The organism is Acinetobacter sp. YH01021 (assembly GCF_013420255.1).
In the GTDB taxonomy this organism is placed as follows: Bacteria; Pseudomonadota; Gammaproteobacteria; order Pseudomonadales; family Moraxellaceae; genus Acinetobacter.
In genome coordinates, this window is sequence record NZ_VOYO01000002.1 from 180,673 (window position 1) to 206,491 (window position 25,819).

At 45.1% G+C, this 25,819-nt stretch carries 24 protein-coding genes and 2 pseudogenes; 3 read left to right on the forward strand and 23 right to left on the reverse strand.

Annotated features, from left to right (window positions below):
* Positions 1–22 precede the first annotated feature (22 nt).
* The 3 genes and pseudogenes from eutC to FTT86_RS02680 form a co-directional block, all read right to left on the reverse strand.
* The gene (eutC, locus tag FTT86_RS02670; RefSeq protein ID WP_180180496.1) at positions 23–838 is read right to left on the reverse strand and encodes an ethanolamine ammonia-lyase subunit EutC; all 816 of its coding nucleotides are present in this window, start codon (positions 836–838) and stop codon (positions 23–25) included.
* Between the two features lie 9 nt (positions 839–847).
* A pseudogene (gene eutB, locus FTT86_RS02675) lies at positions 848–1,333 on the reverse strand (ethanolamine ammonia-lyase subunit EutB); the annotation flags it as partial.
* A gap of 31 nt (positions 1,334–1,364) precedes the next feature.
* Positions 1,365–1,550 (reverse strand): annotated as a pseudogene (locus FTT86_RS02680) (ethanolamine permease); the annotation flags it as partial.
* Positions 1,551–1,698: 148 nt separating this feature from the next.
* On the opposite strand from FTT86_RS02680, the gene FTT86_RS02685 reads away from it, so the two are divergent.
* Positions 1,699–2,121, forward strand: coding sequence for a hypothetical protein (locus FTT86_RS02685; RefSeq protein WP_004280758.1), 423 nt, complete (start codon positions 1,699–1,701; stop codon positions 2,119–2,121).
* Positions 2,122–2,541: 420 nt separating this feature from the next.
* Here FTT86_RS02685 and FTT86_RS02690 read toward each other — a convergent pair whose 3' ends face one another.
* Entirely contained in the window at positions 2,542–3,303 is a 762-nt protein-coding gene (locus FTT86_RS02690; protein ID WP_180180497.1) for a ferredoxin--NADP reductase, read from the reverse strand.
* 85 nt (positions 3,304–3,388) lie between these two features.
* Between FTT86_RS02690 and gigC the strand changes: the two genes are divergently transcribed.
* A complete protein-coding gene (gene gigC, locus FTT86_RS02695; RefSeq protein ID WP_004280761.1) occupies positions 3,389–4,267 on the forward strand; it encodes a LysR family transcriptional regulator GigC in 879 nt (292 codons plus the stop codon).
* Positions 4,268–4,306: 39 nt separating this feature from the next.
* On the opposite strand, the gene FTT86_RS02700 is transcribed toward gigC, so the two are convergent.
* From FTT86_RS02700 to ndhC, 17 genes are all read right to left on the reverse strand, one after another.
* Positions 4,307–5,029 (reverse strand): cold shock domain-containing protein, encoded by a 723-nt coding sequence (locus FTT86_RS02700; protein ID WP_180180498.1) that lies wholly within the window; start codon positions 5,027–5,029, stop codon positions 4,307–4,309.
* Positions 5,030–5,191: 162 nt separating this feature from the next.
* Complete coding sequence (locus FTT86_RS02705; RefSeq protein WP_180180499.1) at positions 5,192–5,551, reverse strand: hypothetical protein; 360 nt, start codon at positions 5,549–5,551, stop codon at positions 5,192–5,194.
* Positions 5,552–5,743: 192 nt separating this feature from the next.
* Positions 5,744–6,037: a cold shock domain-containing protein gene (locus FTT86_RS02710; RefSeq protein ID WP_004732065.1), complete on the reverse strand. Its 294-nt coding sequence runs from the start codon at positions 6,035–6,037 to the stop codon at positions 5,744–5,746.
* A gap of 84 nt (positions 6,038–6,121) precedes the next feature.
* The gene (gene upp / locus FTT86_RS02715) at positions 6,122–6,757 is read right to left on the reverse strand and encodes a uracil phosphoribosyltransferase (RefSeq protein WP_004280765.1); all 636 of its coding nucleotides are present in this window, start codon (positions 6,755–6,757) and stop codon (positions 6,122–6,124) included.
* A gap of 123 nt (positions 6,758–6,880) precedes the next feature.
* Entirely contained in the window at positions 6,881–8,425 is a 1,545-nt protein-coding gene (nuoN, locus tag FTT86_RS02720) for an NADH-quinone oxidoreductase subunit NuoN (RefSeq protein WP_180180500.1), read from the reverse strand.
* A gap of 3 nt (positions 8,426–8,428) precedes the next feature.
* The gene (nuoM, locus tag FTT86_RS02725) at positions 8,429–10,042 is read right to left on the reverse strand and encodes an NADH-quinone oxidoreductase subunit M (protein WP_180180501.1); all 1,614 of its coding nucleotides are present in this window, start codon (positions 10,040–10,042) and stop codon (positions 8,429–8,431) included.
* A gap of 1 nt (position 10,043) precedes the next feature.
* On the reverse strand, positions 10,044–11,939 hold the full coding sequence (gene nuoL, locus FTT86_RS02730; RefSeq protein WP_004732069.1) for an NADH-quinone oxidoreductase subunit L: 1,896 nt from the start codon (positions 11,937–11,939) through the stop codon (positions 10,044–10,046).
* The gene (gene nuoK, locus FTT86_RS02735) at positions 11,936–12,244 is read right to left on the reverse strand and encodes an NADH-quinone oxidoreductase subunit NuoK (protein ID WP_004280769.1); all 309 of its coding nucleotides are present in this window, start codon (positions 12,242–12,244) and stop codon (positions 11,936–11,938) included. The genes nuoL and nuoK overlap by 4 nt, the downstream gene beginning before the upstream one ends.
* Positions 12,244–12,762, reverse strand: a complete 519-nt coding sequence (gene nuoJ / locus FTT86_RS02740) for an NADH-quinone oxidoreductase subunit J (RefSeq protein WP_171054322.1) — start codon at positions 12,760–12,762, stop codon at positions 12,244–12,246. Before nuoJ ends, nuoK begins: the two co-directional genes overlap by 1 nt.
* Complete coding sequence (gene nuoI / locus FTT86_RS02745) at positions 12,762–13,304, reverse strand: NADH-quinone oxidoreductase subunit NuoI (protein WP_004280771.1); 543 nt, start codon at positions 13,302–13,304, stop codon at positions 12,762–12,764. The genes nuoJ and nuoI overlap by 1 nt, the downstream gene beginning before the upstream one ends.
* An 18-nt stretch (positions 13,305–13,322) precedes the next feature.
* The gene (gene nuoH / locus FTT86_RS02750; protein WP_004280772.1) at positions 13,323–14,339 is read right to left on the reverse strand and encodes an NADH-quinone oxidoreductase subunit NuoH; all 1,017 of its coding nucleotides are present in this window, start codon (positions 14,337–14,339) and stop codon (positions 13,323–13,325) included.
* Between the two features lie 3 nt (positions 14,340–14,342).
* Entirely contained in the window at positions 14,343–17,021 is a 2,679-nt protein-coding gene (nuoG, locus tag FTT86_RS02755; protein ID WP_180180502.1) for an NADH-quinone oxidoreductase subunit NuoG, read from the reverse strand.
* A gap of 11 nt (positions 17,022–17,032) precedes the next feature.
* The gene (nuoF, locus tag FTT86_RS02760; RefSeq protein ID WP_005106202.1) at positions 17,033–18,364 is read right to left on the reverse strand and encodes an NADH-quinone oxidoreductase subunit NuoF; all 1,332 of its coding nucleotides are present in this window, start codon (positions 18,362–18,364) and stop codon (positions 17,033–17,035) included.
* Positions 18,361–18,870, reverse strand: coding sequence for an NADH-quinone oxidoreductase subunit NuoE (gene nuoE, locus FTT86_RS02765; protein WP_004280775.1), 510 nt, complete (start codon positions 18,868–18,870; stop codon positions 18,361–18,363). Before nuoE ends, nuoF begins: the two co-directional genes overlap by 4 nt.
* A 14-nt stretch (positions 18,871–18,884) precedes the next feature.
* Positions 18,885–20,672, reverse strand: coding sequence for an NADH-quinone oxidoreductase subunit C/D (gene nuoC / locus FTT86_RS02770; protein ID WP_004732074.1), 1,788 nt, complete (start codon positions 20,670–20,672; stop codon positions 18,885–18,887).
* Positions 20,673–20,763: 91 nt separating this feature from the next.
* Complete coding sequence (locus FTT86_RS02775; protein ID WP_004280778.1) at positions 20,764–21,444, reverse strand: NADH-quinone oxidoreductase subunit B family protein; 681 nt, start codon at positions 21,442–21,444, stop codon at positions 20,764–20,766.
* A 6-nt stretch (positions 21,445–21,450) separates the two neighbouring features.
* A complete protein-coding gene (ndhC, locus tag FTT86_RS02780) occupies positions 21,451–21,996 on the reverse strand; it encodes an NADH-quinone oxidoreductase subunit A (RefSeq protein ID WP_004280779.1) in 546 nt (181 codons plus the stop codon).
* 572 nt (positions 21,997–22,568) lie between these two features.
* Here ndhC and FTT86_RS02785 point away from each other — a divergent pair.
* A complete protein-coding gene (locus FTT86_RS02785; protein WP_180180503.1) occupies positions 22,569–22,925 on the forward strand; it encodes a hypothetical protein in 357 nt (118 codons plus the stop codon).
* A 66-nt stretch (positions 22,926–22,991) separates the two neighbouring features.
* Here the strand turns inward: FTT86_RS02785 and bfmS are convergent, their stop codons facing one another.
* On the reverse strand, positions 22,992–24,665 hold the full coding sequence (gene bfmS, locus FTT86_RS02790) for a sensor histidine kinase BfmS (RefSeq protein WP_180180504.1): 1,674 nt from the start codon (positions 24,663–24,665) through the stop codon (positions 22,992–22,994).
* 42 nt (positions 24,666–24,707) lie between these two features.
* The gene (gene bfmR, locus FTT86_RS02795; protein WP_004280782.1) at positions 24,708–25,424 is read right to left on the reverse strand and encodes a response regulator transcription factor BfmR; all 717 of its coding nucleotides are present in this window, start codon (positions 25,422–25,424) and stop codon (positions 24,708–24,710) included.
* Between the last annotated feature and the right edge of the window lie 395 nt (positions 25,425–25,819).

The window sequence follows — 25,819 nt, forward strand, 5'->3', positions numbered from 1 at the left end:
GAGTTCTCTGCTGGATGCTGCTTTAAAATAGCCGTTTGGCCGGGCTATGTTGCATGTCGACTGGGGTTTGGTGTTCATCTTTCAACTGCACCCCTGAGAGCTGTAACTCACAGGATTTACGCATCAATGCCACCAGTCGCTGGATGGCAAGTGGATAGGCCAAGCCCGCAGGACGGACATTGGAAATACAGTTGCGCAAGGCATCATGACAGCCTTTAAAAGCATTATAAGTGTAGTAAATTCCCATACTGTTCAGTGAGCTCAAACCCGGCCGCTCGCCAATCAGCATGACTAGCATTTTAGCCTGTAAAATTTCTGCCACTTCATCGCCCAGTGCCACACGACTGCCACGGGCAATCACTAAGGGGGCAATCTGCCAGCCTTGTTCTTTGCATGCCTCTAGCAAGGCCGGAATAAAATGCAGGCTATTTTCCTCAATGGCACGTGCTGATAGTCCATCTCCCAGCACAATGGCTACATCCCAATGTTGCTGATGTTCGGCCCGGTATTGCTGCAATATCGTTTTGGACTGTTCTGAAAGCACACGCCCAAGATCGGGACGTTTAAGATAAAGATCTTTCTCTACCGCCTGGCTTTCAATTTCCAGAATAGGCAGTCCCGTTTTAGCTAAGCCAGATTTTAAGAATTCAACATCAAGTGGCTTCAGTACCGCATCTTTAGCTTGCGCATGTGCCAACTGAAATTCCAGACTTGGTCGAGTCGGCAAGCTGCCCCCAGTTCGACCTAAGGCAATCCGTGCATCAGTAAAGGCTTTTAACTTCTGCCAGGGATTATCCTGCAATTGAGACTCAAATTTCACATCAGCAATTAGTTTCATAGCACTTCTTCAAGACAAGATCAGACGTGAAAATTGCTTTGGCAGCTCGGTCGGCCAGTGCAACTGATTGGACTGTTGCGCCAAAATTCCCTGCTGCTCCAGCCAGTGGTCAAGTTCAGGAGCTGGTTTTAATCCCAGTAACTGCCGGATGTAGAGCGCATCATGAAAGGATGTCGTCTGATAATTCAGCATCACATCATCTGAACCGGGAATCCCCATGATAAAATTCAGCCCGGCATTGGCAAGCAAGGTCAGCAGTACATCCATATCATCCTGATCGGCATCTACATGATTGGTGTAGCAAATATCACAGCCCATTGGTACACCGAGCAGCTTGCCACAGAAATGATCCTCTAGCCCGGCCCGGATAATCTGCTTGTCGTTATACAGATATTCCGGTCCGATAAAGCCGACTACACTATTGACCAGCAAGGGATTAAACTTACGCGCCACGGCGTAGGCACGTGCTTCCAAAGTCTGTTGATCCACGCAATGCCACCACAATGGTCGCAATAAACATGCCTCACCAACCCGCCTGTGCCAGACCAAAATTCCAGCCAGCAAAGTCATCGGAAATCACGTAAGCTATCCCCAGACCGACGAGAAGCAGCCAACCGACGGCGCCTTTCTTGAGCTGACGTAAGGAAAAATAATCTTCTTGTACTGCTGTGTCAGTCACACTGGTATCAATCACACTTTTTGATTCTGACATAGCAACCTCGTTGTTTTATCGTTGTTCCCTGAAGATATACATAAGCCATACCAGTTCCGCAGGCTTTAGTGAAGACAGTTGAGACGCTGCCTTTCAGCGATGAAATGCGTTATAATTATCCACCTTCTCATTTATACACCCGAGTTATATGGCGTATCGTCAACAAAGTGTATCGCTTGATCTTGATACTGACGTCACACATCAATGTACGCTGCACTACAGCCGTGATCAGCATCTGATTGGAATTATTGAATTTAGCAAGCCAAGCTTCCTGCTTCGCTGGCAGGATCTGGAATATTTCCGTCGTCGTACCGAAGAATTTTCCGTGATGCCTTTTCCGGACTGTGTCAATGCGATGATTATCGATATTCGAGATGTAACGGCATGGCTGGATAATGAAGTGCCGATTATTCCATGGCGCTTATTGGAAGAAGACTGTCCGGTGCGTCTGGTGGTGCCTGCAGACCGTATTGAGCACTATGCCGGATTCTTTGAACCGACTTGGCTCAGCCCCGATGTCGAAACCGCCATTCAGGAAATCCGTGAATCCATGGATATGTTTGTGCATTAAGCTTGAATCGAAAAAACCTCCGCAATGGGCAATGCTTTTTACTTAAGCATTTGAATCATTTTGGAATTTATTAGGGAATCCGATGTCAGGTTTGGCATCGGATTTTTTATGGTATTTCAGCAGGATATTTTAGATCTTAAAAATCTGTTTAAGCTCTCGAATCTGAGTACTTTTATTCACAATATCACCGTTAAGTGGGTCAAGTCCACACTCAGGTTGAGCAGTTCCGCGACTATTTCCAGGCGGCGATTGCCTGCAGATCAGGGATAGATAGTTTGTTTTGGAGAGGCGTTCGAGGCCTACAATACCTCGAACAGTTAATATCTCAAAAACCCCTTATCCCCTAGATCACCATGCGACTCCTCTCCAGTGAACCGCATTGCCTTCAAGTAGGAGCTTTTGCTCATAAATTCTTCAGCCTTACCAGTAATTTTCGACTGCAATATTGCCCTCACCACGGCGGTTCATGGTCAAGCCACGAGCTTTTAAAGCTTCTTTGGTATCATCGACCATATCCGGGTTACCACAAAGCATGACATGCGTCGTTTCCGGATTAAACGCGATACCTGCTGCCTTTTCCAGCTCACCATTGGCAATCAAAATCGGTAAACGGTCGTGCAAAGGTGCATCAGGCTCACGGGTAATAATCGGGATAAACTTAAAACCGGTATGTCCTTCACCAAAGGTCTCGGCGATTTCCTGAATCCGGTCTACATAAGCGAGTTCTGCCCGGGTGCGCACACTATAAACCAGATTGATTTTTTCGTATTTGCTCCAGGTTTCAAAGTCTTGCAACATACAAATAAACGGTGCCAGCCCTGTGCCGGTACCCAGTAACCACAAGTCTTTAGGCAAAGGCAATTGATAACGTGCCAGAGTCAGATAACCATAAGGAATTTTTTCCAGATGCAGCACATCCCCGACTTTGAGGTGCTGTAAATTGGAAGTAAATTTACCTTCTGGAACGACAATCGAGAAAAACTCCAGAGTTTCATCAAAAGGAGATGACACTACCGAATAGGCACGAACCACCAGTTCATCCCCCACTTGTAAACCAATACGCGCAAACTGCCCTGCCGTGAATTTGAAATGTGCTGGGCGTGTCATCGTAAAACTAAATAATGTATTGGTCCAACGGTGTACAGATAAAACTTTTTCTCGGGTAAATTTTTCAATTGACATGATTTCAACGTGGCATGAAAGACTATGCTCATGGTAGCATGGCAACATAATTTATTAATATTTTTTAAATGTTAAGGCTCTACTCATGCGCATGACTTTACGCCAATTGGCTGTTTTTGTAGCAGTGGCACAAGAGGGTACCGTAACGAAGGCTAGCGATGCCGTCAAGCTTACACAAAGTGCGGCTAGTATGGCTTTAGCAGATCTGGAAGATGGTCTGGGTGCTCCACTATTTGACCGTCTAGGCAAACGTTTACAGCTAAATGACCTAGGGCGCTTTCTTCTCCCTCAAGCCCTGGAAATTTTAGGTCGTTGTGAATCTTTTGAACAAGTCGCTAAAGGTGAGCTTCAAAGTATCGATTTACGTTTGGGTGCAACCCTGACGATTTCAGATTACCTGATTCCTGACCTGATGGCCGATTTCTTGAAAATCAAACCGCAAGCACATTTACAGCTTCAAGTCGGTAATACCCGTCAAATGATTGAAGCGGTGAATCAGTTCCAGCTGGATCTTGCCTTAATTGAAGGTTCATGTCATTTGCCACAGCTCCAATGTATCCATTGGCGTGATGATGAGCTGGCTGTGTGCTGTGCGCCAGACCACCCTCTTGCGCAATTGAACCGTGAACTAACCGCTGAAGATTTCAAATCTGTAGAATGGATTTTGCGTGAAGAAGGTTCAGGTACCCGTGAGGTGTTTGACAATGCCATCTTGAAAGATGTACCAGATGCCAATATCCGTCTAACACTCGGTCATAATGAAGCGATTTTAAAAATTGTAGCGGGCGGAATTGGTATGTCCTGCATTTCCAAACTTGCGATTGAGCCTTTACGTGAAAAAGGTCAACTGGTAATTCTGGATACACCATTCTGGTCGCTGACTCGTCCGCTGTTCATGCTGGTACATCGCCAGAAATATCAGGGTCCAGGTCTGAGAGCCTTTATGAATTTTTGTGAAAGCTAAAATATTAGAAGCACCTTCAGGTGCTTTTTTTAGGATTCATCAAAACTGACTTTCACATGGTATCCCATCGCCGTCACCATCCATTTTAGTATTTGGACAGTTACGAATGAAAAATAATGCTTCCTCATAAGAACCCATCTGACTACAGTGTTCTCGACCATCGCATTTAAATTGAGATACAGATGGTGCAGCCGTTTCTGAAGTTTTCGGATTAACGGGGTTACTTTGGCTTCTTAACTCAGTGCCGCGATTTTCCAGGTTCTTCCTGCCCTGCTCAGATAATCCTTGCATAGGTAGATCACCTTGCGCTGCTCGTTGCTCAGCGACAATTCGTTGCTGCTCTACCATCAGTCTTTCCAGCTTTTGCTGTTTTCGAATTTGGTAGCTTTGATATTTGTTATAAACAAGACCAGCAAGAATCACAATAATCACCAGTCCTGATAGTGTGATTATTTTTGATGTAGTTGATGATTTTTTCTTTTCATAACGTAGAGAAGCTCTGGTTTCAATATCTCTATGTAGATCATTGTTTTGTGTAACAGGAACTTCTTGCTTAATATCCAAGCGAATAATATGGTTTGCCTTAAACTTTCCATTATCTTCCACAATCAAAAACTTTAATTTTTCCCCCATTTTTGGCGGAATATTTCTATTGGGAAAGTCTTTGACATGGAAAAATAAATCTTTGGATTGCCCTTCGATCTGAATAAAACCAAAACCACGATCTTCGTTATAGGTTTTGATTTTCCCCTCTTGAAACATAATTCGCTCTTATCTTTAATATTTTTTATGATTGTAATCAAAAAGAGACTGAAAATCTTTTGTAAAATTCTTTAAAGTAGAAACATAAAAACTAGAAGTGCATCTTATGGCGGAAGAATAGATCCCTAGTTAAAAGTAAAAAAATAAAATTTCTGTTTTTATTTATACTTCGCCAAAAATCATAAAACCAACAGCTGATGCCAATGCCAGCCATAGGGTCGGACTAAAGAAAAGTGAATTACGTACAGGAACACCGACTGTGGGTGCCAAGGATTGCAAGGCGACGACTTCTGGCACAAATTCATCCTTCACTTGAATATCCAGACGTACCATATTGTCTAATGTCATGCTGCCTTGTTGGGGAATGATTCTAAATTTAAGCCACTCTCCAATTTGTGGCTCAATTTCAGGCGAAGGTAAATCCTGTAACTTGAAACTTAACTCTTGAGCTTCCCCTACCAACTCCAAAGTACCCATACCACGTTCGGAATCGTAAGTTTTAATTTTTCCATCCCTAAACATGACACTTTTCTCTATAGACTTCATTTAATTTGTATTCTAAGCCCAAGGAAATGTTCAGCATTGTTGCTGTTCGGTGGATTTTTTATGTGTTATCTGTCTCTTTAAATATGTAAGCGGTGGTGCTATAAAAAAAGAGGCTCGAAAGCCTCTTTTTAAATGTGATTAAAAAAGATTAAGTATGAGAATAATCCATTAACCACGGAAGTTATTTAACAATGCCGATGTAATTGATTTATTGTGTGTTGCCACTTTGGTTTTTTTAGCTTTCTTTGAGTTGTCTTCGACACGTTCAATCTTGATCGCTTTGTACTTATCGCCATTTTCAACAACATTAAATTTCACGCGTTCATTGCGTTTTGGCTCGCCTTCTGCCGCAGGGAAGTCTGAAATATGGAAGAAGACATCTCCCTCAGCGCAGCCAATGAAACCGAAACCTTTGGCAGGGTCATACTGTTTGATTTTGCCCTGATACAATTCATCTTTCATGCTATTGTCCTATCCTGAAAATGCCCTGTCTACATTATATAAAAAAGAGGCTGTAGTAGCCCCTTTTTTCATCATATTCAAAAATTAGTCTTTTTGAACTGAACCAAAGATTTTATCGCCAGCATCGCCAAGACCTGGAACGATATAACCATTTTCATTTAAACCATTATCGATAGAAGCCGTAAAAATCACGACATCCGGATGCGTAGCTTCGACACGCTTAATGCCCTCTGGTGCAGCAACTAGAACCATTACACGAATGTCTTTACAGCCGCTGGCTTTCAGTACATCAATTGCAGCTACTAAAGAAGAACCTGTCGCTAACATTGGATCAATGATCATCGCGATACGGTTTTGTACGTCTGGAACCAGTTTTTTATAATAGGTACGTGCTTCCAGAGTTTCTTCATCACGCTCTAAACCAAGTACCGATACTTTTGCACTTGGAATCAGGTTCAGGAAACCGTCGAGCATACCAATACCGGCACGTAGAATTGGCACAACCGTGATTTTTTTACCCGCAATACGGTCAACTGTAACAGCACCATTCCAGCCATCAATATCATGTTCAACCATTGGCAGGTCTTTAGTTGCTTCATAAGTTAGAAGCATGGTCACTTCTTGAGCTAACTCACGGAAATTCTTGGTACTGATATCTGCACGACGGAGTAAACCAAGCTTATGTCGAATGAGTGGATGACGGATTTCATGGATTGCCACGGGAGAACACCTAAAAGGTTAAAGATAAATTTCCGCTATTATAAAGGCTTTTATTGATTTGTATAAATAAAAAAGCCCCCAATCATGGAGGCTTTTTTGTAATAACGTCAATCTTTACAGATATTAGTTAAAACCACTTTGAACCAAAGTGAAAATGAACTGTTGCAATTCAGGTGACATGGCAAAGAATGCATATTTAGATACTGCAATCATCGGATCTGGGTAGACACCAATCACAAGTACCGCAAGCGCAGCAAGAAGTACCATGATACCACCGACTTTTTGACCCCAATGATTCACCGCATCTAGACGTGGTGTTTCAGGTGGTGTCATGTAAAGTACAACCATTACGCGCAGGTAGTAATACAAACCGATACCAGAACCCAAGATAACCATCGCAGTCAGGAACCAGGCTTCGCCTGCAACCGCAGTTTTAATTACCAGGAACTTACCGATAAAGCCGGCAGTTAAAGGAATACCTGCAAGAGACAGCATCATCACCGTCAATACAGCAGTCAATACTGGACGGCGCCAGAACAGACCACGGTATTCAGCCAGACTACCCGCTTCATCCGTATTGTTATACGGACTAGACATCAGCGTAACAACACCGAACGCACCGATCGTGGTTAATACATAGGTAATCACGTAGACGTTTACACTTTCAAAAGTCGCGAAACCTTGAACCTGTAAGAAATCCGTATTACGTGAACTTACGATGGCAACCAGCAAATAACCAAAGTGTGCAATTGAAGAGTATGCCAAGATACGTTTCAAGTTCACCTGGCGAACCGCCAGCAAGTTACCTGCAAGGATAGACAGAACCGCAATAATCGAAATGATGGTGACGAAGCTGTCTGCCAAAATTAAACCTGAAGACAATGCATAACGAACAAAAAGACCAATCATCGCCACTTTTGCAACTGTCGCAAGGAAAGTCGCGATTGGCGCTGGTGCACCAGCGTATACGTCTGGTGTCCATTTGTGGAATGGTGCAAGCGATAATTTAAATGCCACAGCAAATACAATTAAAGCCAGACCAATCACGACAGCCGGTTGACTGAATACGGTAAACAGTTTGCCTGGTTCAGCAACGAAACTTAAAGTACCTGTATATGCATAAATATATGCCATACCCATGAGCAGCATTGCAGACGCAGTTGCTGAAAGTACCAGATATTTCACACCCGCTTCAAGCGATTGAGAACGTTGATGTGTATATGCCAACAAGCCATATACAGGAATCGACATCAACTCAAGGCTGATAAAGAATGATGCATAGTGTGAGCTAGCTACCATTAGCATGGCACCCGCAACGGATGTCAGCATCAAGATATACAGCTCTTCACGGTTATCTTTATAGGTTTCGATATACGCGTGAGATAGCGTTGCACATGCAAGTGCAGCAATCAGGATCACAAACTGGTATAGCATCGTAAATGGATCTACGATGAACAGATTCATCACGTTGGCAGGTGCAAATACGCCCGCCAACAAAACGAAAATGATATAGAACGCAGCAAGGTTTAAACCAATCACCGTGGTAGTAGCCACCAGGTTATGGTTACGCTTAATTGCGGTCAGCAACATCACGACGATCGCAGTTAACGACACGATCATCACAGGTGCTAGAGGCATAAGCTCAGAAAAAGACATTGTGAAGTTCATGGCTTATTGGATCTCCACATTTTCAAGTTGAGTCGTTACTTGATCAGCAACTTCAACCACTTCTTGAACTGGAATGTAGCTATTCGCTAACCACGCCATGCTTGAGTTAGAAACGTCAAGGAAGCTTTGTGGATATAGACCAAGCCAAAGTAGACCAAACGCACAGATCAACAATAATGCGATTTCACGTGCATTTAGATCTTTTAACGGATTTGTATAGTGCTGCTGTTGCGCTTCATTTGGTACACCAAACAAGGCTTTGTGAATCAGGATCAGACCGTACAGACCCGCAAATACCAAGCTGATTGCCGCAAGAATGGTAAACGCCGGGAATTTCGCATAAGCACCCATCAGGATCAGGAACTCACCAATGAAGTTACCTAGACCTGGAATACCCACCAACGCCGCAACGAAGAACATCAGGAAGAATGCAAGATACGGGAACTGACCGCGCATACCACCCATCAAACGCATATCACGCGTATGTACACGCTCATATACCTGACCACACATAATAAACAGTGCAGCAGATGAAATACCATGCGCCAGCATCATGATCATCAGACCCTGGAAGGTCAGGATATTACCCGCGTAGATCGCAAGTAAAACGAAGCCCATGTGTGAAATAGAGGTATAAGCCAACAGGCGTTTCATGTCGGTTTGCTGGAAAGCACACCAAGCACCGTAGAAAATACCGATTAAACCCAGAATGATTGCGAAGTCTGCAAACTGTGCAGACGCTGCCGGGAAGAACGGAATCACGAAACGTAATAAACCGTACGCCGCAGTCTTAATCAAGATACCAGCAAGATCGACAGAACCCGCTGTTGGTGCTTGCGCATGCGCATCTGGTAACCAGCCGTGTAATGGGAAAACTGGAAGCTTTACCGCAAAACCGATGAATAAACAGATCATGAACACATAAGCCACCGCTGGCGCCTGAGCGTCAAGCGTATTCGCGACACCTAATAAATAGTTGTAGTCGAAACGGATTTCACCCGTCATGGTATAGCCCACAGTTACCAGGCCAAGGATACCAATCAGCATCACCAAACCGGCAACCTGCGTGTAAATGAAGAACTTGTTAGCTGCATAAACACGAGACTTGCCTTCTGCTCCTTTATGACCCCAAAGGGCAATCAGGAAGTAGATTGGCACCAGCATCATCTCCCAGAAGAAGAAGAACAGGAACAGGTCAATCGCAAGGAAGACACCGATGACACCACCCAACGACCATAAAAGGTTCAAGTGGAAGAAACCAACGTTCTTTTGAATCTCGCCCCATGAACAGCCTACTGCCAGCACACCCAGGAGTGCAGTCAAGCCAACCATAAGAAGTGATAAACCATCCACTGCCAAGTGAATATTAATACCCAGGGTTTGAATCCAAGGCAATTTGAATTCGGCAGCCCACGAAGGTGTAGCACCGCCTAATTCATAGTTATAGGTACCAGTCTGCCAAAGGACGATGGTCAAAACCAACGTCACCAGCATACCGATCAGCGCGATATAACGCGGTAAGTGTTGGTCGAGTTTATCGACCAACCAGCATATGAAACCTGCAATGAACGGAATGAGGATCAGAGCCGGCAAAATAATATTGTTTGGAGCTTCCATTTTATTTCCCCACGACCTGAATCACGATCAAGATCATCAGTAGGACAACGACACCGAGCCCCATACTAGATGCATATTCACGCAGTGAACCGGTTTGACGTGAACTTGTAAAGCTGTGACCACCTTTAACAAGTGCAGGAAGTACCAGCCATAGGCCATCAATTGGATCACGACCAAAGATCTTCGCGAACATTAAATATGGCTTCACGAAAATGATGTCATACAGCGTATCGAAACCTAATGCATTACGGCAGATATTGACCAAGCCAGCCCCTACAGAAGTGGCTGCAAAACGTTTGACTGCATTGTAAGCAAAAGCAAACAGCACGACACCGACTGCAAGACCTGTTAAAGCAACAGCGATTGCGATGTATTCAGCACCATGTGCACCTGCTTCAAGCGCTTCAGGAATAATGAAGGCTGGAATTTGTGCAGCATCCAGAATGCTCATCACTGGTGCTTTTAGTACGATCGCCAGACCTGTTGAAAGTACAGCAAGAATCGCCAGTGGCGCCCAGTAAGTTGCACCTTTAATTTCGTGATAAGGCGTGTTTTCTTTGCCGAAGAATACAACCCAGATTAAACGGAATGTATAAATAGACGTTAAGAATGCACCTGCAACACCGACCCAGTACAGCGTGTTATACACTGGTAAACCAGCAATATGACTTTGCGTCCAGACTGCAGCAAGAATCGCATCTTTTGAGAAGAAACCAATCGTCAGGAATGGAATCGCTGCCAATGCACCGCCACCAATCGCGAAACATGCAAACAGGAATTTGTTCTTGTAGAACAGACCGCCCATCTTGAAGATGTTTTGTTCGTGATGATAAGCCAGAATCACTGCACCAGACGACAAGAACAAGAGTGCCTTGAAGAATGCGTGAGTCAGCATATGGAACAGACCTGCCTGATATGCTTCAGCACCCACCGCCATAAACATATAACCCAACTGACTCATAGTTGAGTAAGCCAGAATACGTTTGATATCGGTTTGAACCAGTGCAGCAAAACCAGCAACCAGTAAGGTCACCGCACCTGTGATCGAAATAAATACCATCACTTCTGGTGCAAGTTCAAAGACTGCAAACAGACGGCAGCACAGGTAAACACCTGCGGTTACCATCGTTGCAGCATGGATCAATGCAGAAACAGGTGTCGGACCTGCCATCGCATCGGCTAACCATGTTTGTAACGGGATCTGTGCAGATTTACCTGCAGCACCTAAGAACAAGAGCAAGGCTGTCCAGATGGTCAGAGATGAACTTTGTGTCATTACAGTCGCTGCATTTTCAACGATGTACTGAATGTTCAAGGTACCGAATTGCTGGAAGATCAGGAACATGGCAATCAGCAAGAATACGTCACCGATACGGGTCACGGTAAATGCCTTGATTGCCGCCAGACCATTTGCAGGATTCTGATAGTAATAGCCAATCAATAGGTATGAACACAGACCTACGCCTTCCCAACCCAGGAATAACAACGCCAGGTTGTCACCCAATACCAGCAATAACATGCTTGCAACGAACAGGTTGAAGTAAGAGAAGAAACGTGCGAAGTCTTCTTCACCGCGCATGTACCATGATGCAAAGATGTGAATTAAGAAACCCACGCCTGTCACCATGCCCAGCATCAATAAAGACAAGCCATCCAGCTGCAAGCTGATGCCCGGAGCAAAACCGCCAACACTGAACCAGGTCCAGAGATGTTGCACAACTGCAGTTGAACCATTATTCACAAAGTCCATACCCGCAATCAGTGCGAACAGTGCAGATAAACCGACTGCACCGACACCAATCATTGCTGCAACAGATTCCGGAAGCTTGTTACGCCCCGCCGCTAACAGGACAAAACCAATGAGCGGAAATAAAATTGTTAGATATAAATAACTCATCCGCGCATCTCACTAGCAGCATCCACATCCAGGTGATGGAAGCGATGATAGAACTGAAGGACGATCGCAAGACCAATACAAGCCTCTGCCGCAGCAAGCGTCAGGATCAGGATAAACATGATCTGACCATCTGGCTGTGCCCATGCACTGCCCGCCAGGACGAACGCTAAAGCAGCAGCGTTCATCATGATTTCAAGGCTCATTAAAATAAATAGTAGGTTGCGTCGCACCATTACACCGTAAAAACCCAGTGCAAAGAGAATAGATGCAACGATCAAACCATGCTCTAAAGGGATGTTGCCCATTATTCTTTTTCCTCTTCTGCATCTGGTTCACGTTTACCTAAATGGAATGCAGCTACCAGGGCAGCAAGCAATAACATCGCGGCAACTTCAACCAACAACAAGTATTGCGTAAAGAGTGCTTGACCCACTGCTTTCGGGCCCACCATTTCTGTACCCATTACCAGTGAAGCTTGTGTGTAATCAGAGTTTAATACCCATACCAGTACCAAACCGATCAGGAAGCTCATCAACGCCGGATAAGCCCAAGCCGATGAGGTCAACCATTTGCGTTCTTGTTCAACGGTCTGCTCACCCAGGTTCAGCATCATCACTACGAACACGAACAACACCATGATCGCGCCCGCATAAACAATCACTTCCAGCGCACCAGCGAATGGTGCACCGACGATCAGGAACATGCCTGCGACTGCAAGCAATGACACGATCAGGCTTAATAAAGCATGTACCGGATTCGCGTTAGTCACCACGCGAACAGTAGAGACAATGGCCACGAGGGCCATTAAATAAAATGGCCACATCATGGTAATAGACTCCGTACATCAACAGGTGCACTTTCACGCTGTGCTTGACCTTTGTCCTTACCTGCAACTGCCATACCGGTTACACGGTAGAAGTTATAGTCAGGATATTTACCAGGACCAGAAATCAGCAGGTGTTCTTTTTCATAGACCAGGTCTTGACGAACATATTCACCAAGCTCGAAATCCGGGGTCATCTGAATCGCAGTGGTTGGACACGCTTCTTCACACATACCGCAGAAAATACAACGCGAGAAATTGATACGGAAAAATTCCGGATACCAGCGACCATCTTCACGTTCTGCTTTTTGTAGTGAAATACAGCCTACCGGACAGGCAACCGCACACAGGTTACATGCCACACAGCGTTCTTCGCCATCAGGGTCGCGCGTCAATACGATACGACCACGGAAGCGTGGTGGCACGATTTCTTCGGCCGGCACTTCCGGATATAAAATGGTGTCACGTTTACGTGTTGCGTGGCTGAACACCATCCACAACGAACGAACGATTGACCCGAATCCAGCTAGAAATTTAAACATTTTGTTCTCCCTGCTGTCTTAGGCCTGATTCATCAGAATCACAGCACCAGTTACCAAAAGGTTAACCAACGCCAATGGCAAGCAAATTTTCCAACCAAAGTTCATCACCTGGTCATAACGTGGACGCATTAATGAACCACGCGCCAGTACAAACATCATTACAAAGAATGCTGTTTTGATAATGAACCAGAATGCTGCTGGAAGGAACGGAATATCAAGGTTGAATGGCGCAAGCCAGCCACCGAAGAATAAAGTCACGATCAATGCAGAGATCAGTACCACGTTGACGTATTCCGCAACGAAGAACATCCCCCACTTCATACCGCCGTATTCAACATGGTAACCTTCTGCCAGTTCCTGTTCTGCTTCTGGTTGGTCAAATGGGTGACGATGCGTTACCGCCACACCTGCAACCACGAAGATCAAGAAACCTAGGAACTGAGGAATCACAAACCAGACATCTTTTTGCGCTTCAACGATTTCACGCATGTTGAATGAACCGGCAATTGCCACCACACCCATCAACGAGATACCCAAGAACACTTCATACGAAATGGTTTGAGCTGCAGAACGTAAACCGCCCAGTAAGGCATATTTGTTGTTTGATGACCAGCCACCGAACAGGACTGCATAAACTGCAATACCCGCCATTGCCATAAAGAACAACAGGCCGATGTTCATGTCTGCTACACCTAAATAAGGTGATACAGGAATAACCATGAACGACAGCACCGCAGTTGCCATCGCAACTGCTGGCGCCATACGGAAAGTCAATTTGTCAGCAAACTTAGGTGTCCAGTCTTCCTTGAACATGATTTTCAGCATGTCGGCAACAATCTGGAACATACCACCCGGACCAACACGGTTCGGACCGTAACGGTCTTGCCACAAGCCGAGTAAACGACGTTCAATAAAAGACATCAACGCAGCGATCAGTACTACAACCAGCAAAATCACAATCGCTTGAATGACTGAATAGGCAATTGGCCAGTTTTCAGCCCACAGCGGCGTTTGACGGATTAATTCTTGTTCCATGAATTACACTCCTACCGCGACTGAAACAGGCTCTGCAAGAGATACCGTCGGTGCCAGACCGATTGGGTAGCCAATATAACCTGTCGGTAAATATTCAATCACTTGAACTGGAAGAACGATTGACGTCTCACCTGCTTTCACCGTGATTGTCTGACCATCTTGAACATTCAGGCGCGCTGCATCCTGCTCACCCACTGCAAATACCGCTTCAGGAATACGCGTTTCCATCGCTGGTGTTTTTACCGTGAATTCACCTGAACCAAAAATATGGTGCATCGGTACTAGACGGAAGCTTTCAGCATTGACCAGAACAGGTGCCGGTGCAACGAATGTACGTGCCGGACGTTTTGCCAAACGGTCGAATAAACGAACGCCTGAATCACCACCTTTCAGTGAACCACCCACAGTTTCCTGGAACTTGTTCCAAGCTTGTGGCGAGTTCCAGCCTGCAGACCATGCAAATGGAACCAGTGGAGATGGAGTCTGGTCTCCGACATAACCTTCCATCGAGAATGTTAATGCGGAGTCTTTATCTGTAGGCTGTTTCGGCTCATGTACAGACAATGGCGAACGCATTGAAGTACGACCTGAGTAACGACGTGGTTCACGTGCCACTTTCAAGCCATGAACACGGAAGCCCGCATCAGGTGCAACATCCAGAATGCCTTCAAGCGCAGGAACGTTTTTCGCCACTGACTCGATCACATCATCCAGTAAAGTCCAAGAAATCGCTTTGCCTTTTACGCCTGTTTCCAGAGCGTGTAACCAGCGCCAAGATTCCTTGATCGCCAATTCAGGATTGTAGTAGCTTGGGTCATACACTTGGTAGAAACGTTGTGCACGGCCTTCTTGAGAAACGACAGTACCATCACCTTCAGCAAACGATGCAGCAGAAAGTACGATGTCGGCTTTTTTCACTGTTGCAGTTTCAGAGTGATCCAGTACGATCACATCTTTACCTGCAAGTGCAGCATCGACCTGTGCAGCAGGAAGACGACGGTAAAGGTCGTTTTCAACCACAATCACAGTATCGTAATCTTGTGCAAATGCTTGCTCTAGGCTTTGACCACCAAAGATTGCCATACCCATCGAGTTCACTTCAGGAACCGTCAAAGTCAGACCTGCATTACCCAGATTCTGTGCAACTTGTGCAGCAGCTTCCATAATGGCAGGATCTTGCAAGCTTGTACCCGAGATAATCAGTGGTTTCTTCGCAGCTTTTAAAGTGTCCGCAATGGTTTGTGCAAATGCTTTGGCGTCGTCATCTAAACCAAGAATCGTTTCACCAGCAACTGCTGCAGCAACCGCAAAACCTAAACGCGCGATGTCGTTTGGAGAAGCAACCACTTCGCCTTCAGCAACATCAGACAAACGGGTTTGTGTCGCAGCCAGGATGTAAATCGGAGATTTCGCATCTTGGGCAATACGTTGTACCGGTTCAGCCAACCATTCTTGCGTACGGCGCTCTGCCGCCATCTCTTTGCCTTTATTTTTCGCAGCCTGGCGAACAGATAAAGCCATACGTGGCGCAGTTTGTGTGAGGTCTTCACCCAAAATTAACACAGCATCGTAGCTTTCAATTTCACGCATGTTCGGGTTGTAAACACCCTCGGTTTGCATGATAGAAGCAGCAAGTTCAACCAGGTTTTGCTCTTTTTGAGATAGACCTGTTGAGAAGTTCTCTTGACCCACCAACTCACGAAGTGCGAAGTTCGACTCAAGTGATGCACGCGGTGAACCAATACCCAATACTTTTTTGCCCTGGATATTTGCAATGACCTTGTCTAGTGCTGCATCCACTGAAACAGTTTCAACAGTTGCACCTTGACGGAATTGTGGTTGACGCGGACGGTCTTCACGGTTCACATAACCTGTACCGAAACGGCCTTTGTCGCATAAGAAGTACTGGTTGACTTCACCGTTATAACGGTTTTCTACGCGGCGAAGTTCGCCATAACGTTCACCCGGAGAGATATTACAACCTGAAGAACAGCCTTGGCATACGCTTGGCGCATACTGCATGTCCCATTTACGGTTGTAGCGAGCCGAATGAGTTTTGTCGGTGAATACACCTGTTGGACAGACTTCAGTCAGGTTACCCGAGAATTCAGACTCTAAAGTACCTGATTCTGGGCGACCAAAGTAAACACGTGATGCGTTTGCATACACGCCGAAGTCCGTACCACCTGCGTAGTCTTTATAGTAACGCACACAACGGTAACACGCGATACAACGGTTCATTTCATGCGAAATGAATGAGCCAAGCTCCTGGTTGTAATGGGTACGTTTGGTGAAACGGTAGCGACGACGGTCATGCTGCGTCATTACAGTCATATCTTGTAAATGACAGTGACCACCTTCTTCACAGACTGGACAGTCGTGCGGGTGGTTGGTCATCAAGAATTCAACAATCGAAGCACGGAAATCTTTGGCTTCTTTGTCTTCAATCGAGATGTAGGTATTGTCAGATGCTGGCGTCATACATGACATGACCAAACGGCCACGCGTATCTTCTGGATTCGCGTACTGGGTCACGGCACATTGACGGCAAGAACCGACAGAACCTAAGGATGGATGCCAACAAAAGTATGGGATATCAATGCCAAGACTCAAACATGCTTGTAGCAAGTTTTCCGAGCCGTTGACTTCATACGATTTGCCATCGACATGAATTGTAGCCATAGTCGAATTCCTTAAGCTTGTTCTACGTTGCTGGTTTGAGCGGCGGCATTCACAACCTTCGCTTCAAATTCGCCACGGAAATATTTGAGTGCGCCCATAAGCGGCTCCATTGCACCCGGTGCGTGGGCACAGAAAGTTTTACCAATCCAAAGCTTACGAGTCAGTTCTTGTAAGTGATCGATATCTTCTTTCTTACCTGTGCCATCTTCCAGTGCTTTCAGCGCTTTCACAGCCCAAGGTAAGCCATCACGGCAAGGCGTACAGAAACCACATGATTCGCGTGCAAAGAATTCTTCGAGGTTACGTGTCGCTGAAACCATACATTGGGTTTCATCTACCACCATCAACAAACAAGTCCCTAAACGCGAACCTGCTTTCATGATGCTTTCCGCATCCATAGGAAGATCAATATGCTCGGCAGCCAGGAAGTCAGTCGATGCACCACCCGGTAACCATGCTTTCAGTTTTAAGCCGTCACGCATACCACCCGCATGGTCTTCAATCACTTCACGTGCTGTCGTACCAAATGGAAGCTCCCATAGACCCGGGAATTTTACCTTACCTGATGCACCATAAATCTTGGTGCCTGGATCTTTCGACTTACCCGCAGACAAGTTGATATACCATTCAGGACCACGCAGCATAATGGCTGGTAAGTTGTTGTAGGTCTCTACGTTGTTCACAATCGTAGGACGACCCCAAGCACCTGCAACTTGCGGGAATGGCGGTTTAGTACGCGGGTTGGCACGGCGACCTTCAAGCGAGTTAATCAATGCAGTTTCTTCACCGCAGATATAACGACCCGCACCGGTATGCACGTGTAACTCGAAGTTCCAGCCTGTACCGAGGATGTTATCCCCCAAATAACCTTTGGCACGAACTTGCTCAAGTGCTTCATTTAAGTACTGAGCAGCTTCGATGTACTCGCCGCGGATAAAGATATAACCGTGTGTTGCTTCAAGCGTATAACCCGCAATCAGCATCCCTTCGATCAATTGATGCGGAAGATCTTCCATCAACAAACGGTCTTTAAAGGTACCTGGTTCCATCTCATCGGCATTACAAATCAGGTAACGTGGACCTGAGTTGTCGTTTGGCGCCATCAAAGACCATTTAATGCCTGCCGGGAAGCCTGCACCACCACGACCTTTAACAGTCGCTGCTTTAACCACTTCCAATACATCTTTAGGCGACATGCTCAGTGCTTTTTTAAAGCCTGCATAACCTTCCAGCGCTTCGTAATCATCTGCATTACGTACGTTGGCTTGTTTGCTTAAACGCCATGTTAATGGATGCGTTTCCGGGTTACCGTCGCCATAAATTGGTTTTGGTTCAGTATTCATACATACTTCTCCAACAGCTGTTTCACCGAAGTCACTTCAACCAGACCGTGCGTGTCTTCATCAATCATTAAGGTTGGACCTTTGTCACAGTTGCCCAGACAGCAAATTGGCAGCAAAGTGAAACGACCATCTGCAGTCGTTTGACCAAACTGGATTCCTAATTCGCGCTGGAATGCTTCTGCCAAAGTTTCCGCACCCATCAAGAAACACGCAATCGAATCACATAATAAAATTACGTGACGACCGACCGGCTGACGGTAAATACGGTTATAGAACGTTGCCACACCTTCAAGGTCTGCAACGCTCATGCTCAGCATTTGTGCGATGGCATTCATTTGCGCATCATCTACCCAGCCATTACGGCGTTGTACACACTTCAGCGCATCTAGACACGCTGCACGTGGGTATGGGTAGTGCCCCATGTGATGTTCGATATCGTGAATTTCGTCCGCAGTCAAAATCCCTTCAACATTCACACGTGGCTTTTTATCAGTCAAAATCATCATAATGCGATTACCCCTTAGCGATCCACGTCAGCCATTACGACGTCAATGGTCGCTAAATAAATGATTAAGTCAGACATTAAGCTGCCGTTAATCACAGAAGGCATTTGCTGTAAATGCGTGAAGGTTGGTGTACGGATACGGGTACGGTAACTCATGGTTGACTTGTCTGAAGTCAAGTAGTAGTTCGACGCGCCTTTCACCACTTCCGCCATCACAGATGCTTCACCCGCCGGCATTACAGGACCCCAAGATACGCTCAGGAAGTGCGTAATCAAGGTTTCAATATCTTGTAATGTCTTGTCTTTTGGTGGTGGAACAGCCAGTGGATGGTCTGCTTTGTACGCACCAGACGGCATATTATCTAAACATTGTTTGATAATTTTCAGTGATTCTTCGATTTCACGGTAGTGAACGATGACACGTGCATAGGCATCGCCTTCGTACTCAACCGGCACTTCGAAGTCATAATTTTCATAACCGCTATATGGGCGGTATTTACGTACGTCAAAGTCGATACCTGTAGCGCGTAGACCTGTACCTGTTACACCCCAAGCCAATGCAGATTTTGCATCGTATTGCGCAACATTACGGGTACGACCCACAAATACTGAGTTTTTCAGCGCTGCAGTATGATATTCCTTCAAACGTTTCGGCATCCAGTCCAGGATTTCACGAATCAGGTGCTGCCAGTTGTTTGGAAGGTCGTGTGCGGTACCACCGATACGGAACCATGCCGGATGCATACGGTAACCGGTGATCGCTTCAATTGCGTCATAGATTTTCTGACGGTCAGCAAACATGTAGAAGACTGGCGTCATACCGCCGGCATCCTGAATCGCAGTACCAATGAACAGCAAGTGGTTATTGATACGGAACAGTTCAGACATCATCACGCGGATACATTGCGCACGGTCAGGTACAGTAATACCCGCCATTTGCTCTACGCCAAGCACGTAAGGCATGTTTTGCGCACAACCACCGAGGTAGTCGACACGGTCTGTATACGGAATGAATGAATGCCAGGTTTGACGTTCAGCCATCTTTTCCACACCACGGTGGTGATAACCGATGTCAGGCACACAGTCTTTCACTTCTTCACCGTCCAGCTGCAAGATCACACGGAACGCACCGTGCGCAGATGGATGGTTCGGACCCAAGTTCAGGAACATGAAGTCTTCATCGGCATTGCCGCGCTTCATACCCCAATCTTCAGGGACGAAACGAAGATGTTCCTGTTCGTAGTCCTGTTTGGCTTTATCTTGCAAATACGGCGTATATTCAGTCGCACGCGCAGAATATTCTTTACGTAGCGGATGACCTTCCCAATAGGTTGGCAACAAGATACGACGGAGCATTGGATGCCCTTCGAAATTGATCCCGAACATATCGTAAGCTTCACGTTCGTACCAGTTGGCATTTGGCCAAATATTGGTTGCCGTCGGAAGATTCAAATCGCTTTCAGCTAAGGCAACTTTAATACGAATGTCAGTATTACGCTCGAGCGACAACAGGTGATAGAACACGGTGAAGTCAGACGCAGGTAAACCATCGCGGTGCGTACGCAGACGCTCATCTACCGCTGACAGGTCGAACAACATCACGTAAGGACGTGACACTGTACGCAAGAACATTAAAACTTCTTGTACACGTGCGCGCTCAACCCAGACTGTCGGGAAATCCTCGAAAGTCGTTTGCACAAAGAAGTTCTCACCAAATTTGGTTTTGAGTTCTTCAATGATGGCAAATGCTGGGCGTGAATCAACAGGCGTTGATTCTGGCATAGCAATGTCAGTTTCAGCCATTGGCTTGGCTTCCTATTTAATACAAATTCAGTCAACCTAAACGACAATTACACCCATAGCGGGTGCACAACAAAACAACCTGTCGTTTAAATTATTTAATTTCATCCATAGAGCGTAAGTTCTTCACAGCAACACGCTGGTCTTTCTTACGGTCACGTTCCGGCATCATCTTTGGCTTATACACTGGCTTAAGATCATCACCGATCACCGCAGAAAGCGGACGACGCTCTAGTTGAATCTGGTCTTGCAACAGCATCAATGCCTGAATCAAAGCTTCAGGACGTGGTGGGCAACCTGGAATATACACATCGACCGGGATGATTTTATCCACACCTTGTACGACTGAATAAATATCGTACATACCACCTGAGTTGGCACATGCACCCATTGAAATGACCCATTTTGGTTCAAGCATCTGTTCGTACAGACGCTGAATTACTGGCGCCATTTTTACGAAGCAAGTACCCGCTACAATCATTAAGTCCGCCTGACGCGGTGAAGCACGGATAACCTCGGCACCAAAACGTGACAAGTCATGCACGCCGGTCAAGGTCGTTGCATATTCTACGTAGCAGCAAGATGTACCAAAGTTAAATGGCCAAACTGAGTTTTTACGACCCCAGTTGACTGCTGTATGTACCACATCCTCTAAGCGAGTCATGAATACATTTTTATTCACTTCTTCTTCTAGCAACGGATCTTCTACAACAATACGTTCCTGAAGTGGATATTGGTCAGCATTCGGATTCGCACGGGTTAATGTATATTTCATCCCGTCTTACTCCTTATCAGATAATTGAGTTTGTGACTTTTTCACAAAACCAGATGATTGAGCCGGGATTTGACCCGTTGGATCCATCACCAATTCTTCAATTGAGTTGAAGCGCGTAATTTCTGCAAGATCCATATTTGGCGAACCAATCTTAGCTTTAATTCCTGCTGCCTTACGTCTGTCTGAAGGTGCCCAATTGAGTGCGCCTGTCGATAATTCGTAAATCAAACCAACAAGTAAAACTATGATAAAGATAGCTGCAGTTGCAAAACCAATCCAACCTACCTCACGAACAGAAACTGCCCATGCATATAGATAAAGTGCTTCTAAATCAAACACTACAAAGAAAATTGCAACTAAATAGAATTTTGCAGACAAGCGGATACGAGCTCCACCTGCGCTAACTACACCTGACTCAAACTGCTCCTGCTTGGCACGGCCCCATGATTTACCCCCGAGGAGTAATGGGACAGTCAGCATAAAGACGCATAAAAATGTAACGCCGATCACGAAGGCAATAATTGCCCATTCGTATGGAGTAATAGCACTCATGCGGGGATAACTCCTGGCAGGCCTATTTGTTAACAAAGAATGTATGTATTGGCCTTCAAATACACCAAACACAAAATTAATCCCGCCAATTGTACCTGATTTTGGATTTCACTTGCTAGTTTATAAGCCTTAGTCTTTGGGATGATTTTTTAGACATTTCAGCATTTAATTTGACTTTAATCATTCAGAATTCGTTTTAATCGTTTTCCTAAATTAAATTTTAATTATCTATTAATTTTTTTATAAATAGCGCTACCAGAAAATAGGCTGATCGATAAGTTGCTTTTCTCGCCCACCCATTTAGATATAGTCCTTTTCACTATTGAATCCAAGTTAAATCGGATAAAAACTTATTTTAACAACTATTTTTTCTTTCAAACTATTTGATTTAACTTGATATTTAATGTGATTTTTTACATCTAACTGTTGCTTTACCCCCTGCAGCTACTTGGTAATCTTGGATTGGCAATTGTGTCTTTTTGCAACATGCTCAACGGACTGATTCAGAATATGTTATTTCTATTTCTAAACCACATCATGACATTAATAAAGTAACAATAAGGAGTCCTTGCATGTCTCTACGCTTTTCCCATCGACCTAATTATTTTTTATTTGCTCAATTACTGGTTCGCCATATAGAAAATTACATCCAGAAAAATCCTAATATAAACCAGGCAGCTTTTGACTTACGTGACATCCATGCACTTTTTCAAGAAGATCATGCCTCCTCCAGCATCAATCTGGATGGCATTATGAATATCGCTGACGAATATAAAGTCGAAACCTTATCAGGCGACCAGAAACTGATTCAGCGCTATAATGTCGATGCGAAAAACACCAAACTGTTGATCGACTTTAACCCTGAAGCGCTACAAAGCTTAAAAGAGGGCAAATCACTCATTGAACCTGATGCGACCATTCAGGAATAAAATCTCTTCCAATAAAAAACGATGCTGATGCATCGTTTTTTTATGACCAAAATCATTTACACAATATCAAGCTAAATGATCACTCGCTTCCTCTGGCTTTTTTTCCAGCATTTTGCGCTTACTCTTCTTGACATAACGTTGTGCCGGCCAAGTCATAGTAAAACGCGCGCCACCCATCGTCGGACTTTGATCAACCTGAATCGTGCCACCGAACCAGTACGCAATCCGGCTGACAATCGACAAACCTAAACCATAACCACCCGACGCACGGGTACGGCTATCATCCAATCGGGCAAAGGCTTCAAAAATGCGGGCACGATCTATTTCCGGAATCCCCGGCCCGTCATCTTCAACACAAACATAAGCCTGACCATCTTGGTCCAGACCACCGCTAATCAAGATTTTATTATCGCAATAACGTATAGCATTGCCGACCAGATTCTGAATTACACGATGCAGATAACGACGCTCCGCCTCTACCGTGACCGCAACAGGCATTGGATGTAATTCAATGATTTTCTGGGTTTTCAGCGCCTCAGTTTCTTGCGCCACCTGATTCAGCACGTCATACAGATCAATCTGTTCAAACTCAATCGATGGCATACCCTGTTCCAGTTTGGCATAGGTCATGATCTCATCAATCAAGGTATTCAACGCTTCAATATCTTTATCAATCTGCTCCACCTGTTGCAGACGATAATCGTAGTCATCTTCATCTGCCATCATTTCCACACCAAAACGGATTCGCGCCACCGGTGTACGCAATTCATGCGACACTGCACGCATCAGCTCACGCTGTGCTTCGATCAAACGCTGGATATGATCTGACATATTGTTATAGCTAGACGCCAGTGTAGACATCTCGTCACTACCTTCCACAGGAAGACGCAATGACATATTCCCCGATTTCATTTTGTTCAAGGCATAGCTGACTTCACGCAACTTACGCTGCATCGGAACCAGAAGACCATAAACACCCAGACTCAACACAAACAGGCTTAATAAGGTAATACCGGTCGCCAACTGGAATGGCATCCAGTTAAACAAGGGTACCGGCCCCATAACCAATACTTGCGAGGTCGAACCAGGAATCGGTGAAATAATTGAAATTGTGGTACCACGAATAGAGGCATTGTCGCGGTATAAAATGATGCTATGGTCCAGACGCAGACGTCCGATTTGCTCGGAGTCTAAAGGTAGATTCTGGACGTTTTCGATGGAAACCGGATAAGAAAAATAATCCTGAATACGAGCCAGATATTCTTTTTCCTGACCTGGATAGTAGACCAGATAGTCCAGGATAAAGACTGGTAAGGCCTTCATCTGGCGCTCAGTAATACTGTCGGCCTTAATATAAAGGTAATGACCCGGGTCATCGCGCAGCCCAACCACAATATAGGCAATACCTGATTCGGCGTCCCAACGCACCACCGCCTTACGTTCGGCAATACGGCGCCCTTCAGCACGGTTAATATCGACCTTGCTGGCTTCTACATAATGGATAGGTAATTCCAGCAAATCGGAGGCATCAGAAACCCAATCCATCTTTTGCTGGAGATTTGGCTGGCGTGCAACCCCTTCACTGATGATATATGCCATACCATCAGTCAGGGATTCGCGATATTCTTGCGCACGCTGATAGTTGATAATCTGCACCAACAGATAGCCGAACACCGCCACCAAGACGACAAGGATGACGAGTCCTGCGTATATACGCAAAAATATACTGTGTTTAAACACCTATCATTTATCCTGCTTGTTCAAGCAACAAACCACATTTGCTTAAAGACCATTGGTCTCTTTAACAAAAAGATAACCTTTACTACGTACTGTTTTAATACGCTTTGGATTTTCTGGATCGTCACCGATTTTTGGACGGATACGAGAAATACGCACATCGATTGAACGGTCTTGACCATCATATTCGATACCACGTAAACGCTCGAAAATATCTTCGCGAGAGAGAATACGGCCAGCATTCGATGCAAGCAACCATAACAGGTCATATTCTGCGCTGGTAAAATCAACCAGATCGCCATTTAAGGTCACTGAACGACCGCCGTTGTCGATGACCAGATCATCAAATTCGATGCGCTGTGCCACTTCATCTTCAGGTACCTTATCAGTACGGCGCAATAATGCACGAATACGTGCCAGCAATACACGCGGCTGAACAGGCTTAGCGACATAGTCATCTGCACCCATTTCCAGACCTAAAACCTGATCCATGTCTTCAGTACGCGCAGTCAACATCAAAATCGGTTGATGATAATGTGGACGTACTTCACGGCAAATGGTCAAGCCATCAGCACCTGGTAACATCACATCCAGCACCACCATATCTGGCTGCTCGGCAATAATCCGACGAATGGCACGGTTACCATCCGGCTCTACCCCCACCTCAAGTCCGTTACGAATGAGGTATTCTTGCGTTAAACGAGCAAGACGCTCGTCATCTTCAACAATTAAAATCTTGGGTAACTTTTCTTCTTGGCTCATGTATTGCCCCTTATTTGGTGGATCTACGCTATAGGCGTATCCTTTTGAAATCCAATAGATACGTTTTTAATATGCTTGCAATATACACACGTTTACATTGTAAACAAGATAGCGTTCACCAAACTGATACATCAAGATAGCATTTTGTAATATTTTATCGTGCATTTTTTGGACAATTATGCTTGAAACAGTGGCTTAGATCTGATTTGCGATTTACACAACTATTACATGGACAAAATATGACTGCTTGATTCAGCACTTTTTAGTTATCCACAATGTTATCTATAAGCAGTTTCTTTGGACTTTGTTATGCTATGCCTTGCCTGATAAGGCTTATACAAAAATCAATAAAAATAGCGATATTTTTGCAATGATTAAAGCACAACTTAAGAAAA

What these genes read in the sequence shown, in the direction of transcription:
- eutC (WP_180180496.1), bottom strand. Translation starts at nt 838, where the DNA reads ATGAAACTAATTGCTGATGTGAAATTTGAGTCTCAATTGCAGGATAAT.
- FTT86_RS02685 (WP_004280758.1), top strand. Translation starts at nt 1,699, where the DNA reads ATGGCGTATCGTCAACAAAGTGTATCGCTTGATCTTGATACTGACGTC.
- FTT86_RS02690 (WP_180180497.1), bottom strand. Translation starts at nt 3,303, where the DNA reads ATGTCAATTGAAAAATTTACCCGAGAAAAAGTTTTATCTGTACACCGT.
- gigC (WP_004280761.1), top strand. Translation starts at nt 3,389, where the DNA reads ATGCGCATGACTTTACGCCAATTGGCTGTTTTTGTAGCAGTGGCACAA.
- FTT86_RS02700 (WP_180180498.1), bottom strand. Translation starts at nt 5,029, where the DNA reads ATGTTTCAAGAGGGGAAAATCAAAACCTATAACGAAGATCGTGGTTTT.
- FTT86_RS02705 (WP_180180499.1), bottom strand. Translation starts at nt 5,551, where the DNA reads ATGTTTAGGGATGGAAAAATTAAAACTTACGATTCCGAACGTGGTATG.
- FTT86_RS02710 (WP_004732065.1), bottom strand. Translation starts at nt 6,037, where the DNA reads ATGAAAGATGAATTGTATCAGGGCAAAATCAAACAGTATGACCCTGCC.
- nuoN (WP_180180500.1), bottom strand. Translation starts at nt 8,425, where the DNA reads ATGAACTTCACAATGTCTTTTTCTGAGCTTATGCCTCTAGCACCTGTG.
- nuoM (WP_180180501.1), bottom strand. Translation starts at nt 10,042, where the DNA reads ATGGAAGCTCCAAACAATATTATTTTGCCGGCTCTGATCCTCATTCCG.
- nuoL (WP_004732069.1), bottom strand. Translation starts at nt 11,939, where the DNA reads ATGAGTTATTTATATCTAACAATTTTATTTCCGCTCATTGGTTTTGTC.
- nuoK (WP_004280769.1), bottom strand. Translation starts at nt 12,244, where the DNA reads ATGGGCAACATCCCTTTAGAGCATGGTTTGATCGTTGCATCTATTCTC.
- nuoJ (WP_171054322.1), bottom strand. Translation starts at nt 12,762, where the DNA reads ATGTGGCCATTTTATTTAATGGCCCTCGTGGCCATTGTCTCTACTGTT.
- nuoI (WP_004280771.1), bottom strand. Translation starts at nt 13,304, where the DNA reads ATGTTTAAATTTCTAGCTGGATTCGGGTCAATCGTTCGTTCGTTGTGG.
- nuoH (WP_004280772.1), bottom strand. Translation starts at nt 14,339, where the DNA reads ATGGAACAAGAATTAATCCGTCAAACGCCGCTGTGGGCTGAAAACTGG.
- nuoG (WP_180180502.1), bottom strand. Translation starts at nt 17,021, where the DNA reads ATGGCTACAATTCATGTCGATGGCAAATCGTATGAAGTCAACGGCTCG.
- nuoF (WP_005106202.1), bottom strand. Translation starts at nt 18,364, where the DNA reads ATGAATACTGAACCAAAACCAATTTATGGCGACGGTAACCCGGAAACG.
- nuoE (WP_004280775.1), bottom strand. Translation starts at nt 18,870, where the DNA reads ATGATGATTTTGACTGATAAAAAGCCACGTGTGAATGTTGAAGGGATT.
- nuoC (WP_004732074.1), bottom strand. Translation starts at nt 20,672, where the DNA reads ATGGCTGAAACTGACATTGCTATGCCAGAATCAACGCCTGTTGATTCA.
- FTT86_RS02775 (WP_004280778.1), bottom strand. Translation starts at nt 21,444, where the DNA reads ATGAAATATACATTAACCCGTGCGAATCCGAATGCTGACCAATATCCA.
- ndhC (WP_004280779.1), bottom strand. Translation starts at nt 21,996, where the DNA reads ATGAGTGCTATTACTCCATACGAATGGGCAATTATTGCCTTCGTGATC.
- FTT86_RS02785 (WP_180180503.1), top strand. Translation starts at nt 22,569, where the DNA reads ATGTCTCTACGCTTTTCCCATCGACCTAATTATTTTTTATTTGCTCAA.
- bfmR (WP_004280782.1), bottom strand. Translation starts at nt 25,424, where the DNA reads ATGAGCCAAGAAGAAAAGTTACCCAAGATTTTAATTGTTGAAGATGAC.